14 protein-coding genes and 1 pseudogene are annotated in these 21,850 nt (G+C 60.6%); 9 read left to right on the top strand and 6 right to left on the bottom strand.

The annotated features are described in order from the left end of the window. Positions 1 to 40 precede the first annotated feature (40 nt). A complete protein-coding gene (locus tag RLW55_RS12410; RefSeq protein ID WP_409560513.1) occupies positions 41 to 439 on the bottom strand; it encodes an NADH:ubiquinone oxidoreductase subunit NDUFA12 in 399 nt (132 codons plus the stop codon). A gap of 677 nt (positions 440 to 1,116) precedes the next feature. Between RLW55_RS12410 and RLW55_RS12405 the strand changes: the two genes are divergently transcribed. Further along, the gene (locus tag RLW55_RS12405) at positions 1,117 to 4,884 is read left to right on the top strand and encodes a vitamin B12-dependent ribonucleotide reductase (protein ID WP_409560514.1); all 3,768 of its coding nucleotides are present in this window, start codon (positions 1,117 to 1,119) and stop codon (positions 4,882 to 4,884) included. A gap of 258 nt (positions 4,885 to 5,142) precedes the next feature. Further along, the gene (locus RLW55_RS12400) at positions 5,143 to 5,790 is read left to right on the top strand and encodes a hypothetical protein (protein ID WP_423414352.1); all 648 of its coding nucleotides are present in this window, start codon (positions 5,143 to 5,145) and stop codon (positions 5,788 to 5,790) included. Between the two features lie 254 nt (positions 5,791 to 6,044). Here RLW55_RS12400 and RLW55_RS12395 read toward each other — a convergent pair whose 3' ends face one another. Together RLW55_RS12395 and RLW55_RS12390 are read right to left on the bottom strand one after the other, a co-directional pair. Next, on the bottom strand, positions 6,045 to 6,389 hold the full coding sequence (locus RLW55_RS12395; RefSeq protein WP_423414351.1) for a GIY-YIG nuclease family protein: 345 nt from the start codon (positions 6,387 to 6,389) through the stop codon (positions 6,045 to 6,047). A 314-nt stretch (positions 6,390 to 6,703) separates the two neighbouring features. Then, the gene (locus tag RLW55_RS12390; protein ID WP_409560517.1) at positions 6,704 to 6,931 is read right to left on the bottom strand and encodes a hypothetical protein; all 228 of its coding nucleotides are present in this window, start codon (positions 6,929 to 6,931) and stop codon (positions 6,704 to 6,706) included. 434 nt (positions 6,932 to 7,365) lie between these two features. Here RLW55_RS12390 and RLW55_RS12385 point away from each other — a divergent pair, with 434 nt between their 5' ends. Together RLW55_RS12385 and RLW55_RS12380 are read left to right on the top strand one after the other, a co-directional pair. Continuing rightward, positions 7,366 to 7,983, top strand: coding sequence for a hypothetical protein (locus RLW55_RS12385; RefSeq protein WP_409560518.1), 618 nt, complete (start codon positions 7,366 to 7,368; stop codon positions 7,981 to 7,983). Positions 7,984 to 8,214: 231 nt separating this feature from the next. Next, a complete protein-coding gene (locus RLW55_RS12380; protein WP_423416442.1) occupies positions 8,215 to 8,391 on the top strand; it encodes a hypothetical protein in 177 nt (58 codons plus the stop codon). A 68-nt stretch (positions 8,392 to 8,459) separates the two neighbouring features. On the opposite strand, the pseudogene RLW55_RS12375 reads toward RLW55_RS12380, so the two are convergent. Continuing rightward, positions 8,460 to 8,756 (bottom strand): annotated as a pseudogene (locus RLW55_RS12375) (septal ring lytic transglycosylase RlpA family protein); the annotation flags it as partial. Positions 8,757 to 9,690: 934 nt separating this feature from the next. Continuing rightward, positions 9,691 to 10,437, bottom strand: coding sequence for a competence/damage-inducible protein A (locus tag RLW55_RS12370; protein ID WP_409560519.1), 747 nt, complete (start codon positions 10,435 to 10,437; stop codon positions 9,691 to 9,693). 87 nt (positions 10,438 to 10,524) lie between these two features. Here RLW55_RS12370 and sfsA point away from each other — a divergent pair, with 87 nt between their 5' ends. Beyond that, a complete protein-coding gene (gene sfsA / locus RLW55_RS12365) occupies positions 10,525 to 11,244 on the top strand; it encodes a DNA/RNA nuclease SfsA (protein ID WP_409560520.1) in 720 nt (239 codons plus the stop codon). Positions 11,245 to 11,351: 107 nt separating this feature from the next. Continuing rightward, the gene (gene msrB, locus RLW55_RS12360; RefSeq protein ID WP_013948411.1) at positions 11,352 to 11,849 is read left to right on the top strand and encodes a peptide-methionine (R)-S-oxide reductase MsrB; all 498 of its coding nucleotides are present in this window, start codon (positions 11,352 to 11,354) and stop codon (positions 11,847 to 11,849) included. 15 nt (positions 11,850 to 11,864) lie between these two features. Here msrB and RLW55_RS12355 read toward each other — a convergent pair whose 3' ends face one another. Further along, complete coding sequence (locus RLW55_RS12355; protein WP_423414350.1) at positions 11,865 to 13,823, bottom strand: putative bifunctional diguanylate cyclase/phosphodiesterase; 1,959 nt, start codon at positions 13,821 to 13,823, stop codon at positions 11,865 to 11,867. A 408-nt stretch (positions 13,824 to 14,231) separates the two neighbouring features. On the opposite strand from RLW55_RS12355, the gene RLW55_RS12350 reads away from it, so the two are divergent. From RLW55_RS12350 to RLW55_RS12340, 3 genes are read left to right on the top strand one after another with little or no spacing between them, the layout of a single operon-like run. Next, positions 14,232 to 15,566 (top strand): efflux RND transporter periplasmic adaptor subunit, encoded by a 1,335-nt coding sequence (locus RLW55_RS12350; protein WP_409560523.1) that lies wholly within the window; start codon positions 14,232 to 14,234, stop codon positions 15,564 to 15,566. Then, positions 15,563 to 18,709, top strand: a complete 3,147-nt coding sequence (locus RLW55_RS12345) for an efflux RND transporter permease subunit (RefSeq protein WP_414463165.1) — start codon at positions 15,563 to 15,565, stop codon at positions 18,707 to 18,709. Before RLW55_RS12350 ends, RLW55_RS12345 begins: the two co-directional genes overlap by 4 nt. 4 nt (positions 18,710 to 18,713) lie before the next feature. After that, on the top strand, positions 18,714 to 21,842 hold the full coding sequence (locus RLW55_RS12340) for an efflux RND transporter permease subunit (RefSeq protein ID WP_423414349.1): 3,129 nt from the start codon (positions 18,714 to 18,716) through the stop codon (positions 21,840 to 21,842). Positions 21,843 to 21,850 lie beyond the last annotated feature (8 nt).

Here is a 21,850-nt window from a genome sequence, read left to right as displayed (position 1 = left end):
CCAAAGGGGGCGATATTTCGTTCTGCCGGATTAATCTCGATTAATTCGGCTTCCACGCCTTGTAGTCGCTGGTGGATGCCGCGCGCTGGCCGGTGCCCAGGATCGATCCCTTGGGGCGATAAGCCTTCGCCGTGCCCGTCATGTTCATCTGATGGGGCTTCTGCCAAGGGCGCGGGTGATAGCGCTCTTCGGTCGGCGGCGTATCGACAGTATAATGCAGCCAGCCGTGCCATTCGGGCGGCACCTGACTCGCTTCCGAGAGCTTGGGATAGATGACCCAACGCGCCGGGACGCCCAACGGGCCTACGCCGCTTCTCTGAATGAAGTAGCGATTCCCGAACTGGTCCTCGCCGACGAGCTTGCCTTTGCGCCACGTAAACAGGCGCGTGCCCCAGGTATTGCCGCCCCACCAGCAGAAAATCTCGCTGAATAAGCTCATCGTTTGGGCATCCTTTGCCGCTGCTACCCTGATCACGAATTAGCGGTTCTTCGGCGGTGATGTCCAGACGCCATTGAGCCGGTGCAGGCATGCAACATAGCTGACGCGGAATCGCACTAAGCTCGTCAGCAGCCGGATCGAAAAAACGGACGTAATTAAGTCCTGTCCACACCACCAACGGCCAAGATGACCGGTAAAACCCCAACGAATGCGCGGCAAATGCCAACTCCGGCCGGAAGTTGTTAACACCACTAGATATAGTGCTTGTTGTCTCTGCCACCCCAACATCTATTTAATTTCCCTTGTCGGGTCGGCTTCGAATCTCCTAACTTTGGCCCTGTTGCGACATTCGTAAGACGGACCGTTCGAGATCGGTTGACGACGACTTCGCAGCTGTTCGGTTCAGTAGCGTTCCAGCGTAGCGCGCGAGTCTTCGTCGCAATCACACACTTCGGGTCGGCATGAGGCCGGCGGAGTCGCCTTTTCGGTGTCTTCGCGGGCACGGGGAAACTGCGGCAGGTGTGTTGAGTGCCGACGAGGCGCCTTCGGGCTGTCCATCCGCGTTCTCGACCCGCCGTTCGCCGGAGTTGCAGGGCTCTGAGCGCGTGGCGTCCAAAAAATCACATACGGCGCTCGGCAACACCGCTGCGCGCCGCGCAATTCGGGGGCACTTTCACATGAAGATTACACGGCGTTTCACGAAAGCCGGCCTTTCTCCCTATGCCTCGATCCCGTTCCGGCGTGCGACGTCAGAAATCAAGAACCCCGATGGTTCGATCGTTTTCCGTCTCGAAGGCTTCGATGTTCCCGAACAGTTCAGTCAGGTTGCAGCCGACATCCTGGCGCAGAAATACTTCCGCAAGGCGGGCGTGGCGCGGCGCCTGAAGCGGTGCGAAGAAACGCAGGTTCCGTCGTGGCTGTGGCGCTCCGCCCCGGATGACGCCGCGCTTGCCGAGCTGCCGGAGAACGAGCGTTTCGGCGGCGAGACGGACGCGCGCCAAGTCTTCGACCGTCTCGCCGGCACCTGGACGTATTGGGGCTGGAAGGGCGGCTACTTCTCGTCCGAGGAAGACGCGCAGGCGTTCTTCGACGAGCTGCGCTACATGCTGGCCATGCAGATGGCGGCGCCGAACTCGCCGCAGTGGTTCAACACCGGCCTGCACTGGGCTTATGGCATCGACGGCCCCGGCCAGGGCCACCTTTATGTCGACTATCAGACGGGCGAACTCGTGCAGTCGACGTCGGCTTACGAGCATCCGCAGCCGCACGCCTGCTTCATCCAGTCGGTTGCCGACGACCTCGTCAACGAGGGCGGCATTATGGATCTCTGGGTGCGCGAAGCGCGCCTCTTCAAATACGGCTCGGGCACGGGCTCGAACTTCTCGTCGCTGCGCGGCGCAAATGAGAAGCTGTCGGGCGGCGGCCGTTCGTCGGGCCTGATGAGCTTCCTCAAAATCGGCGACCGGGCGGCGGGCGCCATCAAGTCGGGCGGCACGACGCGGCGCGCGGCGAAGATGGTCGTCGTCGATGTCGATCACCCGGATATCGAGGAATATATCGGCTGGAAGGTCAAAGAAGAGCAGAAAGTGGCGGCGCTCGTCACCGGCTCGAAGATCTGCCAGAAGCGGCTCAAGGCTGTGATGAAGGCTTGCGTCAACTGCGAAGCGGAAGGCGACGCCTGCTTCGAGCCGACGAAGAACCCCAAGCTGAAAATCGCGATCCGCGAAGCCAAACGTGACGGCGTTCCGCAGAACTACATCCTGCGTGTCGTCCAGTTCGCGCGCCAGGGCTACAAGGACATCGAGTTCGACACCTACGACACCGATTGGGACAGCGAGGCCTACCTTACCGTCGCGGGCCAGAATTCCAACAACTCGGTGCGCGTGACGGATGACTTCCTCAACGCCGTCGTCGAGGACAAAGACTGGAACCTTCGTTCTCGCCTTGGCAACAAGGTAACGAAGACGATCCGCGCCCAGGATCTCTGGGAGCAAATCGGCTTTGCAGCGTGGGCCTCGGCCGATCCCGGCATCCAGTTCCACACGACGATCAACGACTGGCACACCTGCCCGCAGTCGGGGCCGATCCGCGCATCGAACCCGTGCTCGGAATACATGTTCCTCGACGATACGGCGTGCAACCTGGCTTCGCTGAACCTCTTGCGCTTCCGCCGCGAGGACAAATCCTTCGACATCGAATCGTACGAGCACGGCTGCCGTCTGTGGACGGTCGTTCTCGAAATCTCGGTGCTGATGGCACAGTTCCCGTCGCGGCAGATCGCGGAGCTTTCATACCGCTATCGCACGCTGGGCCTTGGCTTCGCGAACATCGGCGGCCTCTTGATGTCGTCGGGCATTCCTTATGACTCCGAGGAAGGCCGCGCGATCTGCGGTGCAATCTCGGCGATCATGACGGGCGTTGCCTATGCGACGAGCGCAGAGATGGCGGAAGAGCTCGGTCCGTTCCCCGGCTACGCGCCGAATGCGCAGGACATGCTGCGCGTGATGCGCAACCATCGCCGCGCCGCTCATGGCGAAGCCGAATTCTACGAGAAACTTTCGGTTGCTCCCGTGCCGCTCGATCACGACGCTCTAACGGATGCGCGCCTCGGCGACGCTGCGAAACGCGCTTGGGATCGCGCGATCGAACTCGGCCAGGAGCATGGGTATCGCAATGCTCAAGCCACCGTCGTTGCGCCGACCGGCACGATCGGCCTCGTGATGGACTGCGATACGACCGGCATCGAGCCCGACTTCGCTCTCGTGAAGTTCAAGAAGCTCGCCGGCGGTGGTTACTTCAAGATCATCAACCAGTCGGTGCCGGAAGCGCTGCGCGCGCTCGGCTATCGCGAAAGCCAGATCGCCGAGATCGAGGCTTATGCGGTCGGCCACGGCTCGCTGGCCCAGGCGCCCGCCATCAACACGGGCACGCTGAAGGCCAAGGGCTTCACCGACGACGTTCTGGCGAAGGTCGAGAAGGGTCTGGCGACCGCGTTCGACATTAAGTTCGTGTTCAACCGCTGGACGCTCGGCGACGACTTCATGACGGGCAAACTCGGCATTCCAGCCGACAAGCTCAACGATCCGTCGTTCGATATCTTCGCGCATCTCGGGTACTCGAAGAAAGACGTCGAAGCCGCCAACGAGCACGTCTGCGGAGCGATGACGCTTGAGGGTGCACCGCACATCAAGGCCGATGATCTGCCGGTGTTTGACTGCGCCAATCCGTGCGGCAAGAAGGGAAAGCGCTTCCTTTCGGTCGAGAGCCACATCCGCATGATGGCGGCGTCACAGCCGTTCATCTCGGGCGCGATCTCGAAGACGATCAACATGCCGAACGATGCGACGGTCGAAGACTGCAAGCAGTCGTACATGCTGTCGTGGAAGCTGGCTCTCAAAGCCAACGCGCTCTATCGCGACGGTTCGAAGCTTTCTCAGCCGCTCAACAGCCAGATCCTCGGCGATGATGCGGACGAGGCAGCGGACGCGGTGGATGCTCTGATGAGCCAGCCGCTTGCCGCTCGCACGGCGACCGTGACTGAAAAGATCGTCGAGAAGATCGTCGAGCGCGTCGTCTATGTGGAGCGCGAGAAGGCGAAGGGCCGCGATAAGCTGCCGGGCCGCCGTAAAGGCTACACGCAGAAAGCCGCTGTCGGCGGGCATAAAGTGTATCTGCGCACCGGCGAATACGACGACGGCCGCGTCGGCGAAATCTTCATCGACATGCATAAGGAAGGCGCTGCTTTCCGCTCGCTGATGAACAACTTCGCCATCGCGATCTCGCTCGGCCTGCAATACGGCGTGCCGCTGGAAGAATACGTGGAGGCGTTCACCTTTACGCGCTTCGAACCGGCAGGTCTCGTGCAGGGCAACGAGACGATCAAGAACGCGACGTCGATCCTCGACTACATCTTCCGCGAACTGGCGGTGTCGTACCTCGGCCGTCACGATCTGGCGCACGTCGATCCGCGCGAAATCGTCGGTGAGACGGGGCTGGGCTCCAGCGACGACGATACGGATGAGCAGCTTTCGCTCAACCTGCCGGAGAGCGTGACGAAGATGGTGTCGAAGGGCCTCGTTCGCGGCGCCGACGTGGTTCGCCTCGCGAGCCGCACGACGACAAACGTTTCGTCTGCATCTGGTCCCAAGGCGTCATCGCTTGGCGCGGCCGCCGTGCAGAACGCGAGCTACGACGTCAGCGCCCGCTACGTTGAATCGACGCTGACGCACGGCGCGAATGCGCTGTCGGCGGTAAGCGAAGAGATGCAAGCGGCGGTGTCATCGCCGGTTCTGACGAAGTCGGAGCTTTACAAGCAGCGCCTCTCCGAAGCGAAACTCCGCGGCTACGAAGGCGTCGCCTGCACCGAGTGCCAGAACTTCACGATGGTTCGGAACGGCACCTGCCTGAAGTGCGATACGTGCGGATCAACGAGCGGGTGCAGTTGAGGAGCTGTGCAAAGTTAGGAGCGGCGAGATCCCGTGCCCCTGCATAGTTTGTCAGAGAAAGATCTTCGCGATCATTGTCGTCGTGCGCTTGAAACGCTCGAACTTTGGTTGCGAAGATTGATCCATGAGCAACTGTGCGCCGCGTACGGCGCAAATTACTTCTCAGATTGTCGCGCAAATGGGGAAAGGATAATTTGCAACAGGCTAAGCAAGCCAATTACCGCTAGAAGAGCTAGCGATCCGCAACGATATCCCCGCGTGCTTGATGCTGCTGATCTCGATCACCTGATCGATATTTTGTGCAATCCTGACCTCTATAGAGCCCATTTCCACGAACCTCTGTCGGAAACATTTCCGCTGGGGCGCGAGCAAGCGCGCTGTGTTCTTATACGTCTTGTTGAACCGAGAAATGCTTTAGCCCATGCGGGCCCCCTGGCCGTGAGACAAGCAGAGCAAATAATATGTTATAGTAGTGATGTCATAGATGCACTTAAGGGGCACTACGCCACAAAAAACATGGAGAAGGAATTCAACGTCCCCACTATCATTCGATATTCTGATAGTCGCGGCAATGTTCTGCATCGAGAACAGTTCCTACAAATGGGCAGCATGATGTTAGCCCAGCCAAGCGGGAAACCATTGGCCACCGTCAGAGTGGGGGAGAGATTGTCCATCGAAGTTGAGATCGACCCAACTTTTGCACGCGCGGAATATTCAATCGATTGGATCGGCAGCACCACAGGTATGCTTTGCCCAGACCGCACGCAATTATTGCTCGATATAGATTTTAGGCATGTAAACGAGCAGTTTGGGTTTCATGCTACCGTTAAATCAAAAGAAGCTTGGCATCGCTTTGGGACATGGGATGATTGCCTGATAGCGACGTACAGAATTTTGCCGGCGTAAGATTCGGGCGACGCCAGGCCGTATCTTTTCAAGGCGCCATCGCGAGTGGCGGCTTATTTGTTTTGGCTTGACTGGATCCCGGCCTGCGCCGGGATGACGGAATTGGGAATGGTCTGCGAACGCCGGGATGATGTGTTGGGGGCTATCGCGGGGGCTAACCTTCTCCGGGATGAGGGAGATGGGGCGAAGATCGTGCCCATTCTCCGTCATGCCGACGAAGGTCGGCACCCAGACAATGGGCAGCAGACTGTCTGTCAGATAGCCTGCTCGGATTTGTCGAATGAGCCTGAACTGATCTCACCCGTTTGTGGATCGAAAAGATTGCGCCACTCGGGGTTCATTTGTTCGATCAAGCGGAGCTTCCAAGCGCGCCGCCATTCTTTCAATTGCTTCTCACGCGCGATGGCTTGGTCGAGAGTTTCGTGCATCTCGTAATAGACGAGTTGCGTCACGTTATATTGCGCGGTGAACCCAGCAACGAGTTTTTGAGAATGTTGAGCCATTCGCGCGTGAAGATCACTCGTCACGCCAATGTAGAGCGTGCCGTTTTGGCCGCTCACCAAGATATAGACGCACGGTGATTTGCTTTTCCGGCTCATGACGTCCTCCTGCGCAGATTGAAGCGCCGCAGGAGATCGCGCAAATCCTTTGATTGCTCGTTGACTGGATCCCGGCCTTCGCCGGGATGACGGTGGTGGGGCTGGCTGTTGCGCCGGGATGTCGAGAAATGGTTGGCGTCTGCGACGGCGCTCGGAACTTTGCGCTGCGCCGGGCTGACGGTGGTTAGGTGTCTCGGTAGAACCAACCCGCCGAGAGCGTGCGTCCTGAGATGCGAGGAAACGGAGCGCGCTCTCGGCGGTGCGTGGACGCGCGCGGACTGAATCGACCCCCCGATCCAGCGCGCGATCCGGCGTCAAGTCTTCTTGGCTTTCTTCACTTTTTTCGTCTTGTGCGTCTGCGCGACCTTCTGCTTGCCGGCCTTGTGCGCGTGGACCTTTTTCTTGTCCTTTGATTTCAGCGTGACGAGCGTCGCAGTGTGCGAGGCGGATAGCCGTGGCGCTGTCGTTGCAGCCTCGGCGGAAGCGGTGGCGCCAACGCCGAGAGCGAAGGCGCCGAGCAAAATCAATCGTGCAATTTTCATTGTCTTCTATCCCAAGCAGAGCCGCAGCCGGTCTCGAGCTGCAACGCGACGCTAGGCGGCGGTTCCCGAAAAGAGAAAGAAGAAGACTTCAAATGCTCGGAAGATTTTTTTCGAACGGCCGCCTCGCCTCCGAGGCGCGCGTCGCATTTCTGCGACGGCTTTGTATGTCGTCTCGGCCACATCGAGGTGCGAAAACATTTCGGCGTTCATTGGACGTGTACGCCGCATCAATCACAGTGATTCTCAGCGAAAGACCGCTAACGCCTTGTTTGTTGCGTTTTTGATTGTGTCCAGCATGAAGCCGCAATGCGCTTCCACACCTTATCCTCAGTCCTCCCCGTTCCTTTTGCACATTGGGTAAACGCCGCCCAGCAATAGCGAATCAACGCGCTTCAGTCGTATCCAAGTGCTTGAGAAATAATGCGGAGTTGAAGATGAAACTCGGTGGGGCGCAGGCGCCATTATCGGTCTATATGCTGGCCGATCACCTCGATGCTGCACTTGCCGCCGGCGAGGACATCATGGTGCGCGGCAGCCAGTGGCGCGAACTCGCCGAACACACCAGCGAGCCGGCAGACTTCGTGATGCGTCAGCGCAAGATTGCCGACGAGATCCGCGCCCTTGAGCTGATGCTTGTTGCCCGCGTTCTGAAGGCGCGCAGCCATGCCATCGCGCTCTCCGAATACGACGAGCGTTTTCGCACGCTCGGACGGTTATTTGCGTCGGGCACGGCCATTCTGCTCGACGCGGTCGAGGAAAGCGGCGACGCGCGCGAACTCGACTTCGACACGGGCGATGAGATCATCGCCTACGTTCGCAGCCGCGGACTGATCGCCCCCGATGCAGCGGCCATCCGGAAAGCGTCGGACCTGACGATCGACGACAGCTTCCTGGTCGCCGCGCGCATGGCTCTCGGGCCTCTCTTGGATATGGCGGCGGCCTTCCTTGATGCTCTCGACGTCCAATATGATCTCTTCGTCGAAGAGGCGCCGGTTGCGAAGCGGACGCTCCTGCTCGACCTCGATGACGCCGACCGGCTGCCCTTGAACTGACGGCGCGACGTCGCAGACGCCCAGCGCGTTTTGCTGCGCCATTTGGCGACGCGTGCCGAACGGGTAGGCGAACGCTTGACCGAGCGCGACGCCACAGTCGCTCGTCTGAGAACAAGCGAACGCGCCTCAGCTTTGGCCTCAGGCTTCTCAACCGCAGCCGCCGACTTTTCGAAATTCACCGCGATGCTTGCCGGCACAGTTCCGTCAACGGACGCCACACGGGTTGAATCCGTGCGCAGGACGTTGGCCAATGCGGGCTTCATGGTTTTCACCGCTGTCAGCATCTTGCCGGCGACCGGCGCGAAGACCGACGTCGACATGGCATCAAGCGCCATCGCGATCATCATGCCGCCCTGGGCCTGGTCGAGCGATGCGAACGACCCGATGGAACCCGGGACCGGCGCATAACGGCGATTTCTTTTATAGGTCGCGTCGACGATGGACGGCGCCGACATCACGCGGACTTCGAGTTTCGCAACGCCGCTTCCCGCAAAGCCCAGCTTGTGCGCGGTTGCGCGCGATACGTCGAGCTTGCGCTGACGCCAGTACGGTCCGGCGTTGTTGACGCGAACGACGGCGGCATTGCCATTGTCAGGGTTGCGAATGAGCAGGATCGTGCCGTCTGGATAAATCGGGCTGGCGGCGCTGTCGGCCTCGTTGGGGCGGAAGGCTTCGCCAGATGACGTCAATCCGCATGGGTTGTAGCGGTCGCGGCGACAGTCATCGTAGTACGAGGCTTGGAGCACCGTGTCCTGGCCGACGATGGCGACCATCTCGGCGATGCTCAGCACGCGGTGACAGGTGTGGTTGAAGCAGTATGTCTTGCCAGGCGTCTTGGCTTCGACAGGGGCGGCGCTGAAGGCCAACACCGCTGCAACGGCTGCCGGCACACTCCAGGCAACCCATGCCGCTGCGCATGCATGCGCACGACGACGAATACTCGATGACATCCCTACTCTCCCGTCTTTCTTCGGCACGGGCCTACGCGCCGTTCTCCTCCGTGCGTTCCATCCGCCTTGGAACAAAACACCAACTGCAGCGCCGGACCATAGAGTTTGCGATGCACCACGACAACCCAAGAATTGCCGTTACAATTCCCGCGCAATCACAAGTTATTTCATGACGTTGCGTGACTGAGTTGGCTCCGTTTCTATGCAGGTGAAACGGTGTGCCGCATGCGCCCCGAAGGCCACGGTTGCTGAGGCGTATATGCATCACGCGGAGTGTAATACGAAGCCGGACGAAATTCTCCGGTTGCGCCGCATAGGGCGTATGCGTCTCATCTCGCTCGGGGGCCGCAAATACGGGGGTTTTCGGGGGAAATTTTGCGTCTATTCCTGGGATCTATTGCGCTGGCATTGCTGCCGTTTCTAAGCGGTTGTGTCTGCGATCCGCCGGTCGAGCGACTGACCATCAAAAAGCGCGTGCACGCGAAACGGGTCGCGCTGGCGATACCGGCCAAGCCAAGACCTAGCACAGATGCGACGAAACCATCCGCCACGTCCGTGCTGAGATCAATACGCATCAAGAGGTGCGACTGTCCGCAGGACTTTGATCCGCATGTCTGCGGCGATCGGAGCGCCTACACGTGGTCGCCGGACTGCAACAAACAGTCATCAGGAACCATAAGGCCCAGCGCTCCCGAGCCTGCGCCGGCACCTATCGCAGCGCCCGTCGCGGCGCCTGATAGGCCGACCCCAGCGTCGCTCAAAGGTTCAGCGCAGCCTTGAGCGTTTCAGCCGCCTCGTTCAGGCGCTGAGGATTCGAGCACCGCAGCACGAGGTCGGACACCGGGCGGCCATTGCGCAATTGCGGGTAGCTGCCCATCGCCACGTCGCGATAGCGCTGCTGGTGTGTCGAGAAGATATCCGCGATCTCGCTTTCCGGGCGATCGACGGGAATGGTGATCGACAAAAGCTTGGCGCCGGTTTCCAGCATCGGCGTCACGCTTGCGAGCATGGCGCGCATGACGCTCGGCACGCCCGCCATCACGAACACATTGCCGATGCGAAATCCCGGCGCGACCGAAATAGTATTGTCAATCAGCTCGGCGCCTGCGGGCGCTCTCGCCATGCGCAAGCGCGCAGCCGTCACCTCAAGCCCGCGGCCGGTATAATAGTCACGAAGCAGCTTTTCCGCGCGGGCGTCGATGCCGACCGAAACGCCGAAGGCCTTGCCGATACTGTCGGCGGTAATGTCGTCGTGCGTCGGACCGATGCCGCCGGTCGTGAACACATAGGTGTAGCGGGAGCGAAGCGCATTGACGGCCGAGACGATCTCATCCTCATCGTCGGCGACGACGCGCACCTGCTGCAAGCGGATGCCGATGTTCGTCAAATGCTCGGCGACGGCGCCGATGTTCTCATCCTTGGTGCGGCCCGACAGAATCTCGTCGCCGATGACCAGGAGGGCTGCTGTAACAATCCGTTCTTCCGTCAAGGCTCGCTCGTCCATCGCTGCTTTCAGCCGCCGTCATAGCACCGCCGAACGCGCGGCGAAAATACTTGCCGGGCGGCGCCGAACGCCGATATGGCCTGATCCATGAAATTTACACACCCCCTCGTGCCCGGCATTCTGATCCAGCGCTACAAGCGCTTTCTCGCGGACGTCACAACCGCTGGCGGCGTCACGGTCACCGCGAGTTGCCCCAATACGGGCTCGATGCTCGGCCTGACGAAGCCCGGCTCGAAGGTCTGGCTTTCGGAAAGCGACAGCCCGACGCGTAAATACAGGCATACCTGGGAAATGATCGAGGCCGACCTTGGGACGGGTCCGCACCTCGTCGGCATCAATACGGGACGACCGAACGCGCTCGTCACCGAGGCCATCGAGACCGGCACGATCGCAGAGCTCGCCGGATATCCGATGTTGCGGCGCGAAGTGAAATACGGCCTCGACAGCCGCATCGACGTGCTGCTTTCGGGCGGACGTGATAATCGCGACTGCTATGTCGAGGTGAAGAACGTGCATTTGATGCGCGAGAACGGCCTCGCCGAGTTTCCCGACAGCAAAACAGAGCGCGGTGCCAAACACTTGCGCGAACTTGCAAACATGGTTGGCGAAGGCCACCGCGCCGTGATGGTTTTTCTTGTGCAGCGCAGCGATGCTGAGAGTTTCAAGCTCGCGCGTGACATCGACCCCGCATATGCCACCGCTTTTCAGGCTGCTGCAGCATCAGGTGTTGAAATGCTCTGCTATAAATGCCAGCTCAGCCCTACAGAAATCGCAGTTGAGAAACGCATCGAGATTGCGGATCTTTAACGAGAAGGCCGGTCAACGGCTGAAACACACAAGAGAGAGGCAACGTACTCTCCAGCAGACGGCGTTTAGGGCGCCGGTCAAGGAAACGAAACCCAAGGTGACGATCGATGTATTCACGTCGCGATTTTTCGAGGCTGGGGCTTGCCCTGGCCGGTGGCGTCGCAGCACTTAAATCGGCAACCGGCTTGGCGGCGGAAGGTTCGGCCGAGACATTCCAAGTTACGAAGTCGGACGCGGAGTGGCGCAAAGAGCTGACGCCGGAGCAGTACAACGTGCTGCGCAAGCAGGGCACCGAACGGGCTGGCACGTCGCCGCTCGATGCAAACGACGCGCCGGGCACCTACCTTTGCGCCGGATGCCAGCTTGCACTGTTCTCATCGGAAACGAAGTATCATAGCGGCACCGGCTGGCCGAGCTTCTGGAAGCCGCTTGATGGTGCGGTCGAGACGTCTACCGACAATAGCTACTTCATGACCCGCACGGAAGTTCATTGCCACCGCTGCGGCGGACATCTTGGTCATGTGTTCGAAGACGGACCGAAGCCGACAGGCCTGCGCTACTGCATGAACGGCGTAGCTTTGAAGTTCGTGCCCAAGGTCGCCTAGTCAGCAAGCAAATCGTCAAGCGCTTTGGGCGAGAGCGTTGCTCTTGCCCGAAGCCAGAAATTCCGTCGCCTCGGCGGCGGGCATCGGCATTCCAAACAGATAACCCTGCCCGAACCCGACATGAAGCGCACGCAGCCTTTGAAGCTGCTCGTCCGTCTCGATCCCTTCAGCGACAACCGTACAGTTCAAGTTGCGCGCAAGCTGCGTGATTGAGCGCACAATGAGATCGCTTTCCCGCGAACGCCCCAGCTGACTGACGAACAGCCGGTCGATCTTGATGCGATCGAGCGGGAAGCTGACAAGATAGCTCAACGACGAATAGCCGGTCCCGAAATCGTCAAGTGCGATTGAGACGCCGAGTTGTTTCAGCCGCTTGAGCTGATCGAGCGTCACCGGATCGTTTTGCAGCAAACTCGTCTCGGTGATCTCTATTTCGAGCCGATTGGCCGGAAGCCCCGATGACTTGAGCGCGCGCTCGACGCGTTGCGCGACGTCGTCGGAGGCGATCTGCAACGGCGATAGATTGATGCCGACGACGACATCGGATGGCCACTTCGCGGCCTGGGCGCATGCAGCCTCGATCACCCATCCGCCGATATCGTTCGCCATTCCGATTTCATCTGCGATACTTAAGAATTGGGCAGGCGGCAGCAGACCACGCAGCGGGTGCCGCCAACGAATGAGACATTCGAAACCGGCAATTTCATTCTTGGTCAGGCCGTGGATCGGCTGGAAAAAGAGTTCCAGTTCGTTCTTGGCAAGCGCGCCCCGCAGCCCTTGCTCAACAGCCTGACGCTCTTCCACCGAGCGCAGCATGTCAGGCTCGAAAACGCAGTACGCGTTGCGGCCCGCAGACTTGCTCGCGTACATCGCAAGATCGGCCTGAGTCAGCAGTTGATCGCCGGTAGAGTCGCTTTCGAAAGCGATGGCGACGCCTACGCTCGCGCCAATTTGCACGCGCTGACCTTCAAGAAAGAACGGATCGCATAAAGCAGAGACGAGACGCACAGCCAGGGCCTGAGCCGTAGCGCGGCCGCAGATCTCCTGAGCGACGACAGCGAACTCGTCGCCGCCGAGGCGTGCTACCAGATCGCCGTCGCGGACGACTTTCGCGATCCGCGATGCCGCCATTCGCAACACCGCGTCGCCCGCCGCGTGGCCGAAGGCATCGTTGACGCCTTTGAAGCGATCGAGGTCAATATAAAAGACGCCATATTCCGGCGACTGATCGCGATCGGCGGCCAGCGTGTTGAGGCGGGCCATGAAAGCGCGGCGGTTGGCGACACCCGTCAGGCCGTCGGTCATCGCGGCACGTTCAGTCTCTTCGCGCGCCGACACCAGGGCGGCAAAGGAGTCCTTCAGTTTTTCGACGGCCTCCAGGCGCTCGGCGAAAATCCGGGCGTTCGACGCAATGAGGCCAACGAGGAACATAAAATAACTGAGCGCCAGTGCGGCGAGAATGAGATGGTTGTCGAGCGTGATGAACACGCACTTCACCGCCAACGGGATCAGGATCGTCGCCGCATAGAGGATCGCGGCGGCAGGAATGGGAGAGAGCAAGACGCTGCCACTCGCGGCCATGCCGACTACAAGCGCAACAATGATGACCTCGCTGTTGGCAACCGTCCCGGTCCATAGCGTTCCGAGCAGACTCCAGGGCAGGGCCAGCAGGACACTAAACAGCAAGGCGTTTCGGGCCGGGCGGCGCGAGGTATTTCTGCCGTTGGCAGACGTCCGGTGATTAGCACGGTTACGCAGTGACCGAATGCCGACAAAACTGCAAATCGCTAATGCAAAGAGCGTCCAGAGCAGGAGCGCCGGCCATCGAATCAGGTCGCTGAATGCGATGGTGGCCAGCAGGACGTTGATCGCGTAACCAGCCATCGCCGCTGGCGTTGCCCGGGCGATACTCGCAAGTTGCTCCTTGTGGACGGATGACCACTTCCACCCGCCTTCATCATGCAGAAATTTCACTTCCAGGCCTCAGTGCGCATTGAGACGGCGGCCACACTAGGCCGGAGCCCTTAACGATCCTGCTGCGCCAGGACAGATAATTCGTTAAGTTGCTCCGGCACTCGCAAAAAAAATCGCGCTTTCCGACTGTTGCGCTGCGTCACTCGCCGCAAGCACAATATAATATTTGAGAGCATAAGCGGCGCCGAGCGAATTTTCGTTATGGCTCCGCGACCCGGAAGGCTTTGCGGCATGTTTCGGCCATCCCGGTGGCCCATGCCTACCCCGGCCATGTGATGCAGAAGCACCACATGAAGGGCAACGGATTCCGCAGGGCGGTACGTTTTCTTCTCCGGGTGTATGGGACAGAGCTTCCGCCTGCCAATCGTTCAGCCCGGCATGCGAAGTTCTTACGAGAGCAAAGAGACTATGGCGTTACTCCGGTGGGTTTCTACGGTCGTCGTTATCGGTGCGATAGCGGGCGGCGTCTATTATACGATGCACGGAGGCAGCGGAGCGCCGGAGGACGGCGCCAAAGGCCGGAATGCGCGCGGCGGCTTCGGCGGCCCGGTTGCCGTTCTTGCTAAGGACGCCGCAAAGGCTGACGTGCCGGTCTATCTCGAAGGCGTCGGCTCCGTCAAAGCTCTGAACACCGCGACCATCCGGGCGCAGGTCGATGGGCGCATTTTGAGCGTCAACTTCAAGGAAGGCCAGGACGTCAAGAAGGGCGATCTGCTCGCCAAGATTGACCCGGCGACCTACCAGGCGCAACTCGATCAGGCCGTAGCAAAGAAAGCGCTCGACGAAGCCCTGCTCGCAAATACGAAGCGCGACCTCGACCGCTACCAGAAGGTCGGCACGCTCGCCATTTCCCAGCAGCAGATTGACACCCAAGTCGCGCTGATCAAGCAACAGGAAGCGCAGATCAAATCTGACGTCGCGGCTATCGAGAATGCGCAGGCGATCCTCGGCTATACGACGATCGTGGCGCCGTTCGACGGCCGTACCGGCATCCGCCTCGTCGATGAAGGCAACCTCGTGCATGCCAATGACACAACCGGCATCGTCGTCATTACCCAGGTGCAGCCGATCACGGCAACTTTCACGTTGCCGCAGCAGGAGTTGCCCACCCTGATCAAAGCCATCGAAACCGGTCCGTTGGTCGCGACGGCGCTGTCGACGGACGGCCAGACGGAACTCGAAACCGGCTCGCTGAAGGTCATCGACAATCAGGTCGACCAGCAAACCGGCACGATCAAGCTTAAGGCCGAATTCCCGAACGAGAAGCGTCAGCTTTGGCCGGGCCAGTTCGTCAATGTGCGGTTGCTGGTCGATACCGTCAAAGACGCGACGGTCGTGGCGACGGAAGCCGTGCAGCGCGGACCGGATGGAACCTATGTGTTCGTCATCGGCCCCGACAACACCGCCGCGATGCGGGCGGTCAAGGTTTCGCGCCAGGACGACAAGTTCGCTGTCATCGCCGAGGGCCTCAAGCCGGGCGACAAGGTCGTGACGAGCGGCTTCAGCCGTCTGAAGGACGGATCGACTGTCTCTATTAATGACGGCACGTCCGCGCCTGCCGCCGACAAACCGCGCCACAAGAAGTCGCCGGACGGCAAAAAGTCGACTTCGGCGGATCAGAACGCGCAGGCCGCGCAGTTGCCGACGGAAGCCGCGCTCGTTACCGGCTCGACAGCTGGCGACGAACCGCGCCACGGCAAACATCGCCGCCACCACGACCAGGATAACGGCGCATCGCCATGAGCGTTTCGCACCTTTTCATCGTCCGTCCGATCGCGACGTCACTGCTTGCAGTAGCGACGATCCTCGGCGGCATTCTCGGCTACTTCGCGCTGCCGATCTCGTCGTTGCCACAGGTCGATTTCCCGACCGTCGAGGTGACGACCGAGCTTCCGGGCGCCAGCCCCGAGACGATGTCGACGCTCGTTACGGCGTCGCTCGAACGCCAGTTCGGACAGATCCAATCGCTCGCCGCGATGTCTTCGACGAGCTCGTTCGGGTTGAGCCGCATCACGCTGCAGTTCAACCTCGACCGCGATATCGACGCCGCGGCTCAGGACGTGCAGGCAGCGATCAATGCCGCTGGATCGACGCTACCGAAGAACCTCCCCTACCCGCCGACCTATTCGAAGGTCAATCCGGCCGACACGCCGATCGTCACCTTAGCGCTGACGTCCGATACGCAATCGCTCAGGTCGCTGTCTGACCTTGCCGATACGCTTTTGGCGCAACGCTTGGCGTCGGTCTCGGGTGTCGGCCACGTATCGATCGAAGGCGGCATCAAGCCTGCGGTGCGCGTCGAAGCCGACGTCTCTCGGCTGGCGAGTTACGGCCTCAGCATGGCCGATCTCAGCGCCGCAATTGCGAGCGCCAACGTCTCGGGGCCGAAAGGTTCGATCGACGGCGTGAAGCAATCCTACACGATTGCCGCCAACGACCAGATCGACCAGGCGCATATCTATGAAGACGTCATCATCGCCTATCGGAACGACGCGCCGGTCCGCATCAAGGACGTCGCAAAGGTTACGGAAGGGCTGGAGAATACACGCGTTGGCGGCTGGTATAACGGCAAGCCTGCGGTCATCGTCGACGTTCAGAGGCAGCCTGGCGCCAACGTCATCGATACGGTCAACCGCATCAAGGACGAACTGCCCCGCTTCGAGCGTTCGATGCCGGCCGGCGTCAATCTGCAGATCGTCAGCGACCGTACCGGCACGATCGAGGCTTCCGTCCGCGACGTGCAGTTTACACTCGTCCTGAGCGTCGGCCTCGTCGTCATGGTCGTGCTTTTGTTCCTGCGCTCGCTGCGCGCGACGATCATTGCAGGCGTGGCGCTGCCGGTTTCTCTGATCGCCACGTTCGGCGTGATGTATTTCTGCGGCTTCAGTCTCGATAACCTGTCGCTGATGGCATTGACGATCGGCACCGGCTTCGTCGTCGACGACGCCATCGTCATGATCGAGAACGTCGTGCGCCACATCGAGAAGGGCGAAAAGCCGATGAAGGCGGCGCTCGATGGTGCGCGCGAAATCGGCTTCACAGTGATCTCGCTGACGCTGTCGCTGATCGCCGTCTTCATCCCCCTGCTCTTCATGACGGGTCTGGTCGGGCGCATGTTCCGCGAGTTCGCGATGACGCTAACAATTGCCGTCGTCGTCTCCGCGATCGTGTCTTTGACGCTGACGCCGATGATGTGTTCGAAGCTTCTGCGCGGCGGCCATGATGAGAAGTCGGGCATCATCGGCCGCTTCATCGAGCGCGTGATCGCCGGTTACGACCGCTCGCTGGAATTCGTGTTCCGGCATCAGGGCGCGACGCTTATCGTGGCACTGATGACCGTGGTCCTGACCATCTGGCTCTATGTCATCATGCCGAAGGGCTTCCTGCCCGACCAGGATACCGGCGCCATCACCGCCGTCGTCGAGGGCAGCCCGCAGATCTCGTTCACCGAAATGACGAAGCTGCAGAAGGACGTCGCAGCCATCGTCGCAACGGATAGAGACGTTGCGGGCGTTGCTTCCATCGTCGGCATCGGACAGCTCAACGCAACGCAGAATGCGGGCAGCCTCAAGATCATGCTGAAGCCGCGCGACGAACGCGAGTCCAACGTCGTCGAGGTGATCCAGCGCCTGAAGCGCGAGGTCAAGACCGCGCCGGGCACGATGGTCTATTTCCAGCCGGTCCAAGACGTGCAGATTTCAACGCAGTCGAGCCGCGCGCGCTATCAGTATACGCTCGCCAGCACCGACAGCGACGAGGTCACCGAGTGGTCGAAGAAGATGGCCGACGCGCTCAGGGCGTCGCCGTTCCTGCGCAACGTCGCGACGGAAGAAGTCGATGGCGGGCTGATCGCGCGGATCGACGTCGACCGTGTCGTCGCCGGACGTCTCGGCGTCACAATGCAGGCCATCAACGATGCGCTAAGCAATGCCTTCGGCCAACGGCAGGTTTCGACGATCTACGAACAGGCGAACCAGTATCGCGTCGTGCTGGAAGCCGCTGAGCAATATCGCAGCGACCCGTCACGCCTCAACCGGCTTTACGTTGCATCGACGACGGCCGGAACGCCCGTGCTGCTGACGGCCGTGGCGAAAATCAAGTACGAGACGGCGCCGCTTGCGATCAGCCACCAGGATCAGTTCCCGGCCATCACGATCAGCTTCAACTTGGCGCCGAATGCGTCGTTGAGCGATGCGCTCGCGGCCATCGACACGGCGAAGAAGGAAATTGACCTTCCCGCGACGGTATCGGGCACGTTCTATGGCGACGCGGCAGAGTTTTCCAAGTCGCTGCAGAACCAGCCGTGGCTCATCCTGGCGGCCATCGTCACGATCTATATCGTGCTCGGCGTGCTCTATGAGAGTCTCATTCATCCGTTCACGATTTTGACGACGCTGCCGTCGGCGGGCATCGGTGCGGCGCTGGCACTGGAACTGACGGGCAACGACCTTTCGTTCGTGGCGCTGATCGGCATCATCCTGCTCATGGGCATCGTGAAGAAAAACGCGATCATGATGATCGACTTCGCGCTGGAAGCGGAGCGCGAGCGTGGGCTGTCGCCGCGGGACTCGATCAAGGAAGCGGCACTTCTGCGCTTCCGGCCGATCATGATGACGACGCTCGCGGCACTGTTCGGCGCGTTGCCGCTGGCTCTCGAAAGCGGAACGGGCTCTGAGCTGCGCAACCCGCTCGGCATCACCATCGTCGGCGGCCTGCTGCTCAGCCAGCTGCTGACGCTTTACACCACGCCCGTCATCTATCTGGCGATGGAACGGCTGCGCGCCAGGCTCGGCGGCCGCGCGCTCGACGCCAATGGCGAACCGGTTACCGCTGCGCCGGAGCAATCACGGGCGATCACTGCGGGCAACCGCGAGGCTGCGGAGTAGGCGCATGAACGTCTCACGCATCTTCATCGAACGACCGATCGGCACGGCGCTTCTCGCCATCGGGCTCTTTCTGGTGGGCGCGGTCGCATACTTCATGCTGCCGGTCGCCAGCATGCCGTCGATCGAAATTCCAACGATCCGCATCATGGCGTCGCGACCGGGTGCCGACCCAGCGACGATGGCAGCAAGCGTCGCGTCGCCGCTCGAACGCCGACTCGGCGAGATCGCGGGCGTGACGGAAATGACGTCGACCAGCTCGCTCGGCTCGGCGTCGATTGCGATGCAGTTCGATCTCAGCCGAAATATCGACGGCGCAGCGCGCGACGTTCAAGCCGCCCTCAACAGTGCGACGGCCGATCTTCCCGGCGATCTTCCGCAGGTGCCGACGTACCGCAAATATAATCCGTCGGCGGCGCCCGTTCTCATTCTGGCACTGACGTCGAAGACGATGACGACCAGCGACATCTACGACACCGCGGATACGATCCTCGGGCAACGTATTTCGCAGGTAGAAGGCGTGGCAGACGTGACCGTCAGCGGGGCTGACCAGCCGGCGACGCGCATTCAGGTCGATCCAACGCTTGTAGCGTCGATGGGCGTCAGCTTCGACGATGTCAAAAACGCGGTCGAGGCGGCGAACGATCTGTCGTCGATCGGTTCCATCGACGGACCGAACCAGACCATCGTGCTGCAGTCCAATTCGCAGATGACGGACCCCAAGGACTACAAGGACATCGTCATCAAGAACATGCCGAACGGCGATGTGGTCAAGGTCGGGGACGTTGCGAAAGTCATCAACGCCACGCGTAACACCCGCTCGCTGGCGCGCTATGGATTGCAGCCCGCCGTCCTGCTCATCGTCACTAAGACGGCCGATGCCAACGTCATCGACACCGTCGATCGCGTGAAGGCGATCCTGCCGCAGCTCAAGGAATGGATTCCGGCGGGCGTCGACATTTCCATTTTGTCCGACCGCACGACGACGATCCGCGCTTCGGTGCACGACATGCAGTTCACGCTGGGTCTCACGATCCTGCTCGTCATGTCGGTCGTGTTCGTCTTTCTGCGGCGCACGACGCCGACCATCGCCGCGGGCATCACGGTGCCGCTCTCGCTTGCCGGAACGTGCGCGGCCATGTGGGCGGCAGGCTATTCCATCAATAACCTGACGCTGATGGCCCTCGCCGTTGCTGTTGGCTTCGTGGTCGACGACGCAATCGTGATGATCGAAAACGTCTACCGCAACATGGAAAAGGGCATGAAGCCTATTCCTGCGGCGCTAGAAGGCTCGCGCCAGATCGGCTTCACCGTCATATCGATTTCCGTCTCGCTCGTCGCAGCATTCATTCCAGTGCTGTTCATGACCGGCATTGCCGGCCGGCTGCTGCACGAGTTCGCCATGACGCTGACTTTCGCCATCGTCATTTCCGCGATCGTCTCGCTGACCGTCACGCCAATGATTTGCGCACACTTCATCAAGGAAGGCGCTGAAGAACATCGCAACCTCGCCGACCGCATCTTCGAAGGTGCGCTGAGCATGGTTGTGCGCGCCTATGCGTTCACTCTCAGGATCGCGCTGCGTAATCAGCTTGTCATGCTGAGCGTCTTCGTCGCAACGATCTTCCTGACTGTGCATTTTTACAGCGTACTGCCGAAGGGCTTTCTGCCCGAGGACGACACGGGCCTGATCATCGCGGCGACCGAAGCCAACGCGGATATCTCGTTCGCCGAAATGAAAAAACTTCAGGACCGGGCGCTGAAGGTCATCCTCGCCGATCCCGCCGTCGACAACATCGGTTCGTCGATGGGCGCCGGCGGCTTCAACCCGACGCAGAACCAGGGCCGGATGTTCATCAGCCTCAAGCCGCTGAGCGAGCGCGGCAACGTTCCAACGGCGGAAGTCATCGACCGGCTGAGGAAGCCGCTCGGCAAGATCGTCGGGCTCGCGACGCGGTTGATGTCATCACGCGACGTTCGCGTAGGCGCGCGATCGGGCAAAGCCGACTATCAATATACATTATGGTCGCTCAACGCCGACGATCTTTATGCCTGGGTGCCCAAAGCCCTCACCGCGGTTCGCGCCATTCCGGGCGTCGTCGATGTCAGCTCAGATCGCGAGTCGGGCGGCCTTCAGCTCAACGTCAACATCAACCGCGATGTCGCTTCACGCCTCAACGTGGCGATCGCCGATATCGACACCGCGCTATCCAACGCCTTTTCGCAGACGCAGTTCTCGACGATCTACACCGATCGCAATCAATATAAAGTCGTCATCGAGGTGGACCCCAATCTCCAGGGCCAGCCGAAAGATCTGTCGCGCATCTATGTACCGACGATTGACGGAAGGCGGCAGGTTCCGCTGTCGAGCGTCGTGACATTGACTGAAGGCATCGCGCCGCTCGTCGTCAATCACCAGGGACCGTTCCCGGCGGTCACCATCAACTACAGCTTGAAGCCGGGTGTCAGCGTAGACACGAGCCTGCAGGCAATCGATCAGGCGCTGCAGAAACTGCATATGCCGGAAAGCATCCGGGCCGAGCCCGCCGGCGATGCCAAGGCGTTTCAGGAGCAAGCACGCGCCCAGACGCTGCTGATCGTTGCCGCTCTGCTCTCGATCTACATCGTGCTTGGCGTTCTTTATGAAAGTCTCGCGCATCCGCTGACGATCATATCGACGTTGCCGTCTGCGGGCCTCGGCGCGCTGCTGGCACTCGAACTTGCCCATATGGATCTGTCGCTGATCGCGCTCATCGGCGTCATTCTGCTGATCGGCATCGTGAAGAAGAACGGCATCATGCTGGTCGATTTCGCAATCCATGCCGAGCGCGAGCTTGGGCTTTCCCCGCATGACGCCATCTATGACGCATGCTTGCAGCGCTTCCGGCCCATCCTGATGACGACGCTCGCGGCACTCCTGGGTGCTGTTCCGCTTGCCGTCGCCATCGGCCCCGGCTCCGAACTGCGCCGGCCGCTCGGCATCACCATTATCGGCGGACTGGTCGTGTCGCAGATCCTGACGCTCTATACGACGCCGGTGATTTACCTGATGCTGGAGCGGGGTAAGGCTTGGTTCGCGCGGCGACGAAAATCGCGCTCGACGCGAATGGTCCCGCAAGACGCACCTAGGCCGTGAACTGTCCT

Source organism: Hyphomicrobium sp. B1, assembly GCF_049532635.1.
In the GTDB taxonomy this organism is placed as follows: domain Bacteria; phylum Pseudomonadota; class Alphaproteobacteria; order Rhizobiales; family Hyphomicrobiaceae; genus Hyphomicrobium_B.
This window is presented reverse-complemented; position numbering and strand designations above follow the sequence as displayed.

Coding starts and splice junctions, on each gene's coding strand:
- RLW55_RS12410 (WP_409560513.1), bottom strand. CDS start 439: ATGAGCTTATTCAGCGAGATTTTCTGCTGGTGGGGCGGCAATACCTGG.
- RLW55_RS12405 (WP_409560514.1), top strand. CDS start 1,117: ATGAAGATTACACGGCGTTTCACGAAAGCCGGCCTTTCTCCCTATGCC.
- RLW55_RS12395 (WP_423414351.1), bottom strand. CDS start 6,389: ATGAGCCGGAAAAGCAAATCACCGTGCGTCTATATCTTGGTGAGCGGC.
- RLW55_RS12390 (WP_409560517.1), bottom strand. CDS start 6,931: ATGAAAATTGCACGATTGATTTTGCTCGGCGCCTTCGCTCTCGGCGTT.
- RLW55_RS12385 (WP_409560518.1), top strand. CDS start 7,366: ATGAAACTCGGTGGGGCGCAGGCGCCATTATCGGTCTATATGCTGGCC.
- RLW55_RS12370 (WP_409560519.1), bottom strand. CDS start 10,437: ATGGACGAGCGAGCCTTGACGGAAGAACGGATTGTTACAGCAGCCCTC.
- sfsA (WP_409560520.1), top strand. CDS start 10,525: ATGAAATTTACACACCCCCTCGTGCCCGGCATTCTGATCCAGCGCTAC.
- msrB (WP_013948411.1), top strand. CDS start 11,352: ATGTATTCACGTCGCGATTTTTCGAGGCTGGGGCTTGCCCTGGCCGGT.
- RLW55_RS12350 (WP_409560523.1), top strand. CDS start 14,232: ATGGCGTTACTCCGGTGGGTTTCTACGGTCGTCGTTATCGGTGCGATA.
- RLW55_RS12345 (WP_414463165.1), top strand. CDS start 15,563: ATGAGCGTTTCGCACCTTTTCATCGTCCGTCCGATCGCGACGTCACTG.
- RLW55_RS12340 (WP_423414349.1), top strand. CDS start 18,714: ATGAACGTCTCACGCATCTTCATCGAACGACCGATCGGCACGGCGCTT.